Origin of the sequence: Pseudomonas sp. MWU16-30317 (assembly GCF_020515695.1) — a bacterium.
Taxonomy (GTDB): Bacteria; Pseudomonadota; Gammaproteobacteria; order Pseudomonadales; family Pseudomonadaceae; genus Aquipseudomonas.
In genome coordinates, this window is sequence record NZ_JAIWJA010000002.1 from 350,569 (window position 1) to 363,693 (window position 13,125).

Consider the following 13,125-nt stretch of genomic DNA (forward strand, 5'->3'; position numbering starts at 1 on the left):
CAGTCGAGCCATTATTGCTTGGTGCATTGCGCGCCCATGCCCATGCCCATCGAGCCGAGAGCAACCATGGCCCCACTCGGCAGTTCACAGGCGTAATCGCCGGTCGCTGTCTTGGCCGTGAAATAGGTAGTGCTGCTGTCGTTGCGTACGTTCGAGATGTGGCTTATCGGCTTGCCAATGCTGGTTTGGGCCCTGCTTTTGAGGTCGTCTTCAGTCGGTTTGATGACTTGGCAGCCGGCCAGGCCGAGCATTAATGTGCCGAGGAAAGCAAGGGAGTGGGCGGTGCGAAATGGCTTCATAGGTACCTTTAGGTGGATGCGAAAAATGCCCGCAGATTTAATGACGAAGGCACCTGGCGAGCAATTAGGGCGGATGTGCTAATGGCGTGTTGACCACATAAATGCCTTGAGCAAGCGCTTTGCGATAAGTCCCGTACTTTTCTTTCAATAAACCTGCCTACGTAGGCTTTCCTGCTACAAATTGTTTCAATGCGAATCATTCCCTGATGGCCGGTGTATCTTGTTCGCCCTTTATGCCCATCCGGGGCGCCATGTCGTCGCCATCAGGAATATCCGCTCATGTCTGTTACCCGCCGCCAAATTCTCACGGGCGTGGCCGGCCTTGCTGTGGTCGGGGTGACTGCGGGCGGGCTGGGGCGTTATTGGCTGGGGCGTTCCGATCCTGAGGTCGGGCACGACTATCAGCTGATTGCCGCACCGCTGGACGTCGAGTTGGTACCGGGGCATACCACCCAGGCTTGGGCGTTCGGGCCGAGTGCGCCGGGCACTGAACTGCGCGCGAGGCAGGGCGACTGGCTGCGGGTGCGATTCATCAATCGGCTGCCGGTCGAAACGACCATCCATTGGCACGGCATCCGCTTGCCGCTGGAAATGGACGGGGTGCCTTATGTCTCCCAGTTACCGGTCAAACCGGGCGAATTCTTCGACTATCGCTTCCGCGTGCCGGATGCTGGCAGCTATTGGTACCACCCCCATGTTGCCAGCAGCGAAGAACTGGGGCGCGGGTTGGTGGGGCCGTTGATCATAGAAGAGCGCGAACCTACAGGTTTCGCTCACGAGCGTACCGTAAGCCTGAAGAACTGGCACGTGGACGAGCAGGGGGCCTTCCTGCCTTTCAGTATTGCCCGCGAAGCGGCTCGCAATGGCACGCTGGGACGCCTGTCCAGCGTCAACGGCGTGCATCTGGGCGTCGTCGACTTGCCGGCGGGCGAGGTGGTGCGGGTCCGCCTGCTCAATCTGGATAACACCGCCACGTACAGGATCAATCTCAGAGGCCAGTTCGAGGCGCGGATCTACGCGCTGGACGGCAACCCGATAGAACCACGCGATCTGGACAAGGAGTATTGGCTCGGCCCCGGCATGCGCATCGATCTGGCCATTCGCGCGCCGGCGGCCGGCGAGGTGATCGCCCTGCGCGATGGCCCGGTGCGGCTGGGCACGTTTCGGGTGGTCGCACCGGTCGAGCACTCGGCTACCACCCGCGACTGGCCGCCAGCGTTGCCGGCCAATCCGGTATCCGAGCCGGACCTGTCCAATGCCGAAAAACTCAACTTCAACTTCGAATGGGTTGGCTCCGTCTCGGTAGATACCGATAATGGTCGCCCGCCCAGCCTCTGGCAGATCAATGGCCAGGCCTGGGATATCACCGACAAGACCTGCGCCGATCGCCCCATCGCGCGCTTGGTCAAAGGCAACAGCTACATCCTCGAATTGAAGAACATGACCCAGTACCAGCATCCCATCCACCTGCACGGCATGAGTTTCAAGGTGATCGCATCCAATCGCCATGAAGTCATTCCGTACTTCACCGATACCTACCTGCTGGGTCGCAACGAGCGCGCCCAGGTGGCATTGGTGGCGGATAACCCGGGGACCTGGATGTTTCACTGCCATGTGATCGACCATATGGAAACCGGCCTGATGGCCGCGATCGAGGTGGCCTGATGCGTCAGCCATTGATCGTCGACCGCAGCCGCGACCGGGATTTCATGCTCGAGGCGTTGGCCTTGGCCGCCCAGGGCGCAGCGCTGGGTGAGGTGCCCGTGGGGGCAGTGCTGGTGCAGAACGGCGAAATCGTTGGCCGTGGTTTCAACTGCCCCATCAGCGGCAGCGATCCCAGCGCCCATGCCGAGATGGTCGCCATCCGCAACGCCGCCCAGTCGGTGCAGAACTATCGGCTGCCGGGCAGTACACTTTACGTCACGCTGGAACCTTGCAGCATGTGCGCCGGATTGATCGTGCATTCACGAATCGCGCGAGTGGTGTACGGCGCGCTCGAGCCCAAGGCGGGGATCGTGCAGAGCCAGGGACAGTTCTTCAGCCAAGGCTTTCTGAACCATCGGGTGGTGGTTGAGGGGGGGGTGTTGGCGCAGGAGTGTGGGGCGATTTTGAGTGAGTTCTTCAAGGCCCGTCGCGCGAAGCTCTAGGCGCTGGCCAATCAAAGCGGCGGCGTCTGCTCCGGTGCCTTGGTCTTGTCGATCCCCGGCACATGCAGATTGCCGTCGGCGACCTGGCTGCCTTCGAGTTGCGGCTGCGTCACCCAGGTGAGGATGTCGTAATAGCGGCGGATGTTGGCCACGAAGTGCACCGGCTCGCCGCCGCGGGCGTAGCCGTAGCGCGTCTTGCTGTACCACTGCTTCTGCGCCAGGCGCGGCAGCATCTTCTTGACGTCCAGCCACTTGTTGGGGTCCAGGCCTTCGTTCTGCGCCAGCTTGCGGGCGTCGTCCAGATGCGCCGAGCCGATGTTGTAGGAGGCGAGGGCGAACCAGGTACGGTCGGGCTCAAGGATGCTGTCATCGAGCTGGTCGCGCACATAGGCGAAGTACTTGGCGCCGCCGATGATGCTCTGCTTGGGGTCGAGCCGGTTGGACACGCCCATGGCCTGGGCGGTGCTCTGGGTCAGCATCATCAGGCCGCGCACGCCGGTCTTGGAGGTGACGTCCGCCTGCCACATGGATTCCTGATAGCCGATGGCGGCGAGCAGGCGCCAGTCCACCTCTTCAGTCTTGGCCGAAGTGCGGAACTGCTTCTCGAATTTTGGCAGACGTTGCTGCAGGTGTTGAGCGAAAGTGGTGGCGCCGACATAACCAAGTACGTCGACATGGCCGTAGTAGCGATCCTTGAGGCGCTGCAGCGTGCCGTTCTTGTCGACGTTGTCGATGTAGCGGTTGAGCTCGTCCAGCAGGCTGTTGTCTTCGCCTGCCGCCACGGCCCAGCGTTGCTGACGGGCATCGCCGAGGTCGAAGGCGACACGCACGTTGGGGAAGTACACCTGGTTCATGGCCACTTCGTTGGAGTCGACCAGGGTCAGGTCGATCTGGCCCTCGTCGACCATCCGCAGCAAGTCGACCACTTCGACGGCGTCGGACTCTTCATATTGTATTTCAGGATATTGCTTCTTCAGCTCGGCGAGCTGTTCGGCGTGACTGCTGCCCTTGAGTACCATGATCTTCTTGCCCACCAGATCGGCCGCTTCGGTCGGCCGCGATTGGCCGTTGCGGTAGATGATCTGCGGGGTGACCTCAAGATAAGGGTGGGTGAAGCGTACCTGCTTGTCGCGCGTCGGTGTGCTGACCAGACCCGCAGCGGCCAGCACCGGAGCTCCGGGTTTGCCGAGGCGTCCGAACAGATCGTCGAGGTTGTCGGCGGTCTCGATTTGCAGCTTGACGCCCAGATCGTCGGCGAAATGCTTGACCAGTTCGTACTCGAAACCGGTTTCACCATTTCGATCCTGGAAGTACGTTGCCGGGCTGTTGCGGGTGACAACGCGCAGGACTCCATCCTCCTTGATGCGCTCCAGTGTGGTGGTTTTATCCACGCAGCCATTGAGCGCCAGGAAGATACCGAGTACGCCGAGCCATCTGGCGCAGCGCGAGCGTGAAACTCTCTGGGCAAACATCGGTGCAGTATACGCAAAGCGCGTCCGTCGCCATATCTCGACAGAATGGGGATGGTCTGCTATGCGGGGTGCTCAGTTGCGTGAGCCCCTGATGCTACAACTGTGGGAGCGGGCTCTGCCCGCCAAGCTTCTGAGGCATAAAAGCTCGCGGGCAGAGCCCGCTCCCACAGGGGCCGACACGCGGATTGGTACTGCGACACCGTTTCGGGTGCCGTGAGCAACGGTTTAGGCTAGAATGCACGGCCTCAAAGCACACCCCTTCTCGAGGCTGTCCCGAAGATGTTGATCCTGCGCGGCGCTCCTGCCCTTTCTGCCTTTCGCCACGGTAAATTACTCGAGCAACTGAGCCAGAAAGTCCCTGCTGTTACTGGCCTGTATGCTGAATTTGCCCACTTCGCTGAAGTCACTGGCGAATTGACCGACGAGCAACAGCACGTCCTGGCTCGTCTGCTCAAATACGGCCCGAGCGTGCCGGTGCAGGAGCCTGCCGGGCGCCTGTTCCTGGTCATGCCGCGCTTCGGTACCATTTCGCCTTGGTCGAGCAAAGCCAGCGATATCGCCCACAACTGCGGGTTGAGCAACGTCTCGCGGCTTGAACGCGGTATTGCCTTCTATGTCGCCGGCGAGTTCGATGCCGCCCAGGCACAGCTGGTGGCGGACGTGCTGCACGACCGCATGACCCAGATCGTGCTGGGCAAGCTTGAAGAGGCCGCCGGCCTGTTCAGCCACGCCGAGCCCAAGCCGCTGACCGCCATCGATGTGCTCGGTGGTGGCCGCGCCGCGCTCGAAGCCGCCAACGTTTCGCTGGGCCTGGCCCTGGCCGAAGACGAAATCGACTATCTGGTCACCAGCTTTGTAGGACTGGGGCGCAACCCCCACGACATCGAATTGATGATGTTCGCCCAGGCCAACTCCGAGCACTGCCGTCACAAGATCTTCAACGCCAGTTGGGATATCGACGGCCAGAGCCAGGAAAAAAGCCTGTTTGGCATGATCAAAAACACCTACGTGATGCACAGCGAAGGCGTGCTGTCGGCCTACAAGGACAACGCTTCGGTGATCGTCGGCAACGTTGCCGGGCGTTTCTTCCCGAACCCTGACACCCGCCAGTACGGCGCGGTGCAGGAGCCGGTGCATATCCTGATGAAGGTCGAGACCCACAACCACCCGACCGCGATCGCCCCGTTCCCCGGCGCGTCCACCGGTTCCGGTGGCGAGATTCGCGACGAGGGCGCGACCGGTCGTGGTGCCAAGCCCAAGGCTGGTCTCACCGGCTTCACCGTGTCCAACTTGAATATCCCGGGTTTCGAACAACCTTGGGAAAAGGCCTACGGCAAGCCCGAGCGCATCGTCACCGCGCTGGACATCATGCTCGACGGCCCGCTGGGCGGCGCCGCGTTCAACAACGAATTCGGTCGTCCGGCGCTGACGGGCTATTTCCGTACGTTCGAGCAGACCATCAACACCCCCCACGGTGAAGAAGTCCGCGGTTACCACAAGCCGATCATGTTGGCTGGCGGCATGGGTAACATCCGCGCCGAACACGTGCAAAAAGGCGAGATCACCGTCGGCTCCAAGCTGATCGTGCTCGGTGGCCCGGCCATGCTCATCGGCCTGGGCGGCGGCGCTGCCTCGTCGATGGCCACCGGTGCCAGCTCGGCGGACCTGGACTTCGCCTCGGTACAGCGCGAAAACCCGGAAATGGAACGCCGCTGCCAAGAGGTCATCGACCGCTGCTGGCAGTTGGGCGACAAGAACCCGATCAGCTTCATCCACGACGTCGGCGCGGGCGGTCTGTCCAACGCCTTCCCGGAACTGGTCAACGACGGCGGCCGTGGCGGTCGTTTCGAGCTGCGTAATGTGCCGAACGACGAGCCAGGCATGGCGCCGCTGGAAATCTGGAGCAACGAATCCCAGGAACGTTACGTCATGGCCGTCGACGCGGCCGACTTCGAACGCTTCCAGGCCATTTGCGAGCGTGAGCGCTGCCCGTTTGCAGTAGTCGGCGAAGCCACAGCCGAGCCGCAACTGACCGTTACCGACAGCCACTTCGGCAACAACGCCGTGGACATGCCGCTGGAAGTACTGCTGGGCAAGGCGCCACGCATGCACCGCAGCGCCGTGCGCGAAGCCGAGCTAGGCGATGATTTCGACCCGAGCACCCTGGATCTCGCCGACTCGGTGACCCGCGTGCTGCATCACCCGGCCGTGGCCAGCAAGAGCTTCCTGATCACCATCGGCGACCGCTCGATCACCGGCCTGGTGGCCCGTGATCAGATGGTCGGTCCTTGGCAGGTTCCGGTGGCCGACGTCGCCGTGACCGCCACCAGCTTCGACGTCTATACCGGTGAAGCCATGGCCATGGGCGAGCGTACGCCGCTGGCGCTGCTGGATGCTCCGGCCTCCGGGCGCATGGCGATCGGCGAAACCCTGACCAACATCGCCGCCTCGGCGATCGGCAAGATTTCCGATATCAAACTGTCTGCCAACTGGATGTCTGCTGCCGGTCATCCGGGCGAAGACGCTCGTCTGTACGACGCGGTAAAAGCGGTCGGCATGGAGTTGTGCCCTGAGTTGGGCATCACCATTCCAGTGGGCAAGGACTCCATGTCCATGAAAACCCGCTGGAGCGATGAGGGCGTCGAGAAGAGCGTCACCTCGCCGATGTCGCTGATCATCACCGGCTTCGCGCCGGTCACCGATATCCGCAAGACCCTGACACCGCAACTGCGCATGGACAAGGGCGAGACCGATCTGGTGTTGATCGACCTCGGTCGCGGCCAGAACCGCATGGGCGCCTCGATCCTCGCCCAGACCCACGGCAAGCTCGGTGCCCAGGCGCCGGACGTCGATGACGCAGAAGACCTCAAGGCCTTCTTCGCCGTGATCCAGGGCCTGAATGCCGACGGTCACCTGCTGGCCTACCACGACCGTTCCGACGGCGGCCTGCTGACCAGCGTGGTCGAAATGGCCTTCGCCGGTCACTGCGGCCTCAATCTGCACCTCGATACCCTGGCCCACAACGCTGCGGAAATCCCTGCCATCCTTTTCAACGAAGAGCTGGGTGCCGTGATCCAGGTTCGCCAGGATGCCACCCCAGATATCCTCGCGCAGTTCAGTGCAGCGGGTCTGGGGGGTGATTGCGTCGCGGTGATCGGCCAGCCGGTCAACAACGGCGAAGTGCGGATCAGCTTCTACGGCGAAACCGTCTTCAGCGGCGAGCGTCGTCTGCTGCAGCGGCAGTGGGCCGAAACCAGCTATCAGGTCCAGCGCCTGCGTGACAACGTCACCTGCGCCGAGCAGGAATTCGATGCCCTGTTGGAAGAAGACAACCCGGGCCTGAGCGCCAAGCTGGGCTTCGATGTCAACGACAACATCAGCGCGCCGTACATCAAGAAAGGTGTGCGCCCGCAGGTGGCCGTGCTTCGGGAGCAGGGCGTCAATGGCCAGGTCGAAATGGCTGCGGCCTTCGACCGTGCCGGTTTCAACGCCATCGACGTGCACATGAGCGATATCCTCGCCGGTCGCGTCGATCTCAACGAGTACAAGGGCCTGGTCGCTTGCGGCGGCTTCTCCTACGGCGACGTGTTGGGTGCCGGTGAAGGCTGGGCCAAGTCGGCGCTGTTCAACGCCCGTGCTCGTGATGCGTTCCAGCAGTTTTTCGAGCGCACCGACAGCTTCACCCTTGGTGTGTGCAACGGTTGCCAGATGATGTCCAACCTGCACGAGCTGATTCCGGGGTCGGAGTTCTGGCCGCACTTCGTGCGCAACCGTTCCGAGCAGTTCGAGGCGCGGGTGGCCATGGTTCAGGTGCAGGAGTCGAACTCGATCTTCCTGCAGGGCATGGCCGGTTCGCGCATGCCGATCGCCATCGCTCACGGTGAAGGCCATGCCGAGTTCGCCAGCCAGGACGCGCTGCTGCAAGCGGACTTGTCCGGTTGCGTGGCACTGCGCTTCGTCGACAACCACGGCAAGGTCACCGAGACCTATCCGGCCAACCCGAACGGTTCGCCGCGCGGGATCACCGGTCTGACCAGCCGCGACGGCCGTGTGACCATCATGATGCCGCACCCGGAGCGGGTATTCCGAGGCGTGCAGAACTCGTGGAAGCCTGAGGACTGGAACGAAGATGCCGCCTGGATGCGCATGTTCCGCAACGCCCGCGTGTGGGTTAACTAAGGCGTGTACAAGCTGGCCTTTTTCGTTCCGCCCAGCCATCTGGAGGCCGTCAAACAGGCGGTCTTCACGGCTGGCGGGGGACGCCTCGGTGCCTATGACCAGTGTTGCTGGCAGGTGCTGGGGGAGGGCCAGTTCCGGCCACTGGACGGCAGCCAGCCGTTCATTGGCCAAAGCGGCATCGTCGAAAAACTCGTGGAGTGGAAGGTCGAGCTGGTGGTCGATGAAGGCATGATTGCCGACGTCGTCACCGCGCTCAAGGCTGCCCATCCCTACGAGACGCCGGCCTATGAGGTGTGGCGGCTCGAAAGTTTTTGATACGCGATAATCCTGCTCCATGGCTACTGGCGCCTTCGCGGGCGAGCCTGGCTCTCACAGTGCAGAGACCTTGAGTCGTATGCCTGTGGGAGCACAGCTTGCTGGCGAAGCGGCCGGGCCGGCTGCCGCGATAACTGCACTAAGGCTGCTGTACAGTCGCTTTGAGCTGCTGCGTCTCGCTATGCCCACCCCCTCGAACCAGGCCTAGATTGACCCCGTTCTCGGTGTCCTTGCCGAATGAATCCTTCAACCCCTTCACCAGATCCAGCGGTGCATTCGAACCGTTGATGCCGGCTTCTGCCCGATAGTCCTGACCGCTGAGGTCGGTCTTCTTCACTGCACCATCACCCAACTCGACACTGCTCGCAGTCAGGCTCGCACCCGTCAGTGTGGTGTTGCCTTGCACCTGCAGATCGATGTTCCGGGTCGCCGTCAATGCGGTGGCCTGGAGTGCGGTATTGCGATGTTGCTCCACGACATCGATGCCGACCGAAGGGGTTATGTTCGGGTCGATTTTCGACAGCCGCTTGCCAGCGGCTTCCTGCACCTTGGCACCAAAAGGCCCGGCCAGCGAGGTGGCGCCGTTGACCAGCCCTTGGGGGTTCTTCTCCCGGCTGAGTTTCAGGTCGACATTCACTGCCAGGCCGTCGACCTGGTCCTGGCGAGTTTCGACGTGCAGGTCGCCGCCGACAGTGCCGGTGATATTCCCCGCCTCCAGGTTGGCGCCGGCCAGTCGTGTGTCGTCAGCGCTATTGATCATCAGTGAGTCGGCCTTCAGCCGAGCGTTGCTATGGGTCGTGCTATCCAGTTGCTCCAGCCCCAGCTTTACTCGGCCGTAGACGCCTGAAGTATCGGCACTCGGGGCAGCGGGGTTGCTTTTGCTGTTGGCGCCAGCGCCAACGGCCATGTCGATATTGTCGCGATGGTCACTGGACTGCGCTGACTCGATCAGCACGCCGCCGTTGCTGGCGTCGACCTGCAGAGCCTGGGTGGTGGCTTGCAGGCCCTGCAGGTGCACTGCGTCGTCCGCCTTGGCGGCACTGGCGAAAGTGATGCCGTCGCGACCTTGGAACTCGGCGTTGTGAGAAGTCTGCGCCTGTTCGTCGACCCGCGCTGTAGTGAATGCCCCCCCCAGGCCGCCACCTTTGCCGCCTGCAGTCGGATTGCCGGAAGCGGTGATTTGCAGCGCGCCACCCATGCCTGAGCCTTTGGCTTCATGGGTGTCGGTGCTGGGCAAAACCTGCACCCGGCCATTCGCTTGCAGATCGATGCTGGCCGCTGGCTGCTGCGCGCTGCCAATGCGTGTGCCTTCGAGGCGCAGGTCATCCTCGCTTTTCAGGCGTACCTTGCCGGTCGTGTCGATCTGCGTGATCCGAGCCTGAGCGTCCTGAGTGTGGCTTTCCTTGCCATCAAGCTTGCTCAGCAGGCTCGCCGCTTTGCTGGCGCCCGGCGTCGTGCCGGCTTTCAGCTGACCGAAGCCGCCCAGGGATTGCTCGTCGACGCTCTGCCGGTCGTTGGCCTGAGGGGCCGAAAGTGTGCCGCCGCTGACGATCGAAACATCGCCCGAACCGCCGTTGATCCGCGTGCCCTCGTAGATCCCATTGGTGCCCAGCTGGATGGTGATGCCTTGCCGGCCGGTCAGGCTGCCCGGCACCGCGACTTGCTGGGTGGAGGCGTTGTTCATCGAGTCACCGACACTCAGGAGCTTGGCGTTGATATCGCTACCGGTGACGGTATCGACTCGTCCGGCGACCTCGACATTCCAGCGATCCAGGGTCTTTTGCTGCAGGTTGGCGGCCGCGAGCATCTGGTGTTCCTGGGCGATCATTTGGATCTTGCGGGCTTCATACTGGGAGGCCACATCGGTGACGGTACCCGGCACGTGCAGATCGATCACGTCGGCCTTGATCTGGGTGCCGCGCGCGGTTTTGGTGGATTCTTCGGCCTTGCGCTTCTGGTAACCGGCGGCGATGTCGATGCCCAGGCTCGGTGGGTCCATGGCGTCTTCGACGCCGTTCTGTTGCAGGCGGGTCTGTTCTTCGCCATTGACGGCCTTTTCTATCGGGCGAGTGATGTCCTTGTACTCGATGCTCAGGCCTGCCTTGCCTTCGAGGGTGACCTTGTCGGTGGTTTCGCGGGTCGTGTCGTACACCGCCTGGTTGTCGACCGTGCCAGCGTGCTCTTCATAGATGCCTTTGACGTCGATCCTGGCGCCGTGCTTTTGCACCAGGCCTGTGCCGTTGTCGGCAATGATCCGTGCAGTGCCGTTGATGTCCAGCTCGGTGGCTGCTGCCTGAGTACTGTTCTTGGTGACGCGCTCATGTTCGTATTTGCCTACCGAAGCGCTGCCGACACGATCGATTCCGCCCTCGACGCGTACATAGCCGCCGGAAACCGTCCGCTCCTGTTCGCTGCTGTGTTCGGCATCGGTGCTGAGGAGTTTCACCGCCTTGCCGCTAATCTCGACATCCCCATCACGCGTCTTGAGTCTGGACGAGTCGACCACTAGCTCGTCGCCGGCCTTGAGTGTCAGGCTATTGCCCTCAAGCGCGCTGCCCTGCACCCTCTCGTCAACGGTATGAATGCTGTCGGTGTTCTTTTCCCAGCCGACTTGCCCGGCGAACTGCTTGCTCCCCGGCTTGCCATCTTCGGCGACCTTGGTCTCACCCGCCGACGCGACGTATCCGTGAGTCGTGCGGGTGTTCTTCTCGACGACTCGATCCTTGACCGGCTCGATTTTCACATCACCCCCGGCTTCGATCGTCACTTTGCCGTCCGCGATCAGCGTTGAACCCTTGACGGCGATATCCTGGGACGCCACGACCTGGAGATTGCTCTCGGCGCGCACTTCACTACTCTTGTTGAGCGTTTCTTCGCGCTCATGACGACGGTCGTCCTTGAACAGGCCGAACACCTTGCTGTTGTCCTTGCTGGTCTCGACCTTGCGAATGTTCTCGACACTCTCGATGAACACCCCGTCCTGCTTGCTGATCAACAGCGCGTCCTCGCTGCCTTTGACCTGACTGCCGCGCACGGCCAGCCGCTCCGTGTCGATGATCAGCTTGCCGCCGGCCTCCACCGTGCTGCCTTGGTGGGTCACGCGCTGGTCGCCATCCTTGGCGGTATCACCGAAAAAATGCCCGGACACCAAGTCGCCTCGATAGCGCTTGTCACTCTTGCTGTCCTTCAAGGCGACCGTGTCGATATCGACGCTGCGGGCCTTGATCGTCATGTCGGTGCGGCTTTCGAGCGAGCTGCCACTGAAGCGCAGTTTGCCGCCGCTTTGCAGGTCGATATCGCCACCGAGCAGCATGCTTTGCTCGGCGGTTTCCTCGATCGTCTCTTGGCGAGTGTCTTGGCGCCATAGGTGCTTGCGGTGGGCGCTTCGTTCATCCACGTGCTTGCGATCTATCGCCGCCTCGATCTGCAGATCACCGCCGGTTCTGACCTCCAAGTGGCCGTTAGCCCGCACGAAAGCACCGCGCACGATAGCGTTTTCGCCGACCTCCACCTTCATGTCTGCGGCGGCGGTGAACAGGCTGCCGAGCTGCTGGGTCTCGGTCGTGGTGCGATCGCGGTGATAGGTTTCGGTGGTCACGAACCAGGCTTTGTTTTTCCAGTTTTCGTTGTCCTTGGCAATGGTTTCGCGGGTCGCCGCGTCCAGATAGAGGTTCTTGCGGGTGCGCACATTGATGTGGCTACCTGAGGCATCCAGCGCGCTCAGGTGCATATCGCCCTCACTGCGCAGGTCCAGGCGGCCGGCGCCTGCATCGAGGCGGGTGAGTTTTATGTGATTGGCGTCGCGTCTGTCCCCGCTGAGATGCAGCTCACCGGCCGAATGCACCTGCACGCCGTCGCCAGCCTCGATCTGCGGTGAGGCAAGCCGTACGCCGGCGCCCTGCGCGGTGCTGACGATACGAATGCGCCCCGCACGCATGGCACCGAACAGGCTGGCGTCGTAACGTTGCTCGGCCTGGCTGCGCTGGGCGGTCTCGACGATTTCTCCATCGTCATAGCGAAGGCGGTTGTTGCCGGCAATGATGTCCAGCTGGCCCTGGTTGGTCAGATCTCCGGTGGTCTCGATGCGCGGCGCAATCAAGCTGATGCTGCCCTGAGGGTTCTGCAGGCCTTCGGGGCCCACTTCCAGCAGGCCGTCACCGCGCAAGCTGTCGAGGTAGACGCCGCCGGTGCCGTCGATATCCGGTCGCCCGACCAGAAACGAGGCGCGCGGCGCGTTGATGAATCCCCCGCCGTTGACGTAGATGCCATTGGGGTTGGCAAGCACATAGTCGGCGGCCTGGCCGAAAATCTCCTGGGTGCCGAGGATACGTGACTGTTCCTGGCCAATGACATAGTTGAAGATCATGTCGGCGGCGCGCCCTTGATACTGCGGGTTCGCCGCCAGGTAGCCGGCGAGCTGCGACTCCCCGGCGCTGAGGGAATTGTTGATGACCACGCCCTCCCTGGCGACGTTGTAGAGCTCGAAGAAGTTGACCGAGTCGCCATTGGCGTTGGGCGCCACTGGGGTGATCACGGTGGCGGATCCATTGGGATCCACCCCGGCGATGGCGCCGTTGGGGCCGGGCGCCGGCTGGATACCGTCTTGTGCGCTGGCCAGCGCCGGGGCCAGCAGCAGGCTGGCGATGATCCAGCGCAGGGGATCGTGACGCAGGCGAAACAGGGGAAGAGGCAGGGGGATCATTGGCGTTTCTC

The 13,125-nt window shown here is 62.4% G+C and carries 7 protein-coding genes; 4 read left to right on the forward strand and 3 right to left on the reverse strand.

The window, feature by feature from the left end; all coding sequences use genetic code 11:
• Positions 1 to 11: 11 nt before the first annotated feature.
• Positions 12 to 299 carry a hypothetical protein gene (locus LIX93_RS06360; protein WP_226503169.1) on the reverse strand — a complete coding sequence of 96 codons (288 nt, stop codon included), beginning with the start codon at positions 297 to 299 and terminating at the stop codon, positions 12 to 14.
• Positions 300 to 578: 279 nt separating this feature from the next.
• Here LIX93_RS06360 and LIX93_RS06365 point away from each other — a divergent pair, with 279 nt between their 5' ends.
• Positions 579 to 1,964, forward strand: coding sequence for a multicopper oxidase family protein (locus LIX93_RS06365; RefSeq protein WP_226503170.1), 1,386 nt, complete (start codon positions 579 to 581; stop codon positions 1,962 to 1,964).
• Positions 1,964 to 2,446, forward strand: a complete 483-nt coding sequence (tadA, locus tag LIX93_RS06370) for a tRNA adenosine(34) deaminase TadA (protein ID WP_226503171.1) — start codon at positions 1,964 to 1,966, stop codon at positions 2,444 to 2,446. The genes LIX93_RS06365 and tadA overlap by 1 nt, the downstream gene beginning before the upstream one ends.
• A gap of 11 nt (positions 2,447 to 2,457) precedes the next feature.
• Here the strand turns inward: tadA and mltF are convergent, their stop codons facing one another.
• Entirely contained in the window at positions 2,458 to 3,918 is a 1,461-nt protein-coding gene (mltF, locus tag LIX93_RS06375; protein ID WP_226503172.1) for a membrane-bound lytic murein transglycosylase MltF, read from the reverse strand.
• A gap of 279 nt (positions 3,919 to 4,197) precedes the next feature.
• Between mltF and purL the strand changes: the two genes are divergently transcribed.
• Together purL and LIX93_RS06385 are read left to right on the forward strand one after the other, a co-directional pair.
• Positions 4,198 to 8,097, forward strand: coding sequence for a phosphoribosylformylglycinamidine synthase (gene purL / locus LIX93_RS06380; RefSeq protein ID WP_226503173.1), 3,900 nt, complete (start codon positions 4,198 to 4,200; stop codon positions 8,095 to 8,097).
• A gap of 3 nt (positions 8,098 to 8,100) precedes the next feature.
• The gene (locus LIX93_RS06385; protein WP_226503174.1) at positions 8,101 to 8,412 is read left to right on the forward strand and encodes a YqfO family protein; all 312 of its coding nucleotides are present in this window, start codon (positions 8,101 to 8,103) and stop codon (positions 8,410 to 8,412) included.
• A 139-nt stretch (positions 8,413 to 8,551) separates the two neighbouring features.
• Here LIX93_RS06385 and LIX93_RS06390 read toward each other — a convergent pair whose 3' ends face one another.
• The gene (locus LIX93_RS06390; protein ID WP_226503175.1) at positions 8,552 to 13,114 is read right to left on the reverse strand and encodes a hemagglutinin repeat-containing protein; all 4,563 of its coding nucleotides are present in this window, start codon (positions 13,112 to 13,114) and stop codon (positions 8,552 to 8,554) included.
• Between the last annotated feature and the right edge of the window lie 11 nt (positions 13,115 to 13,125).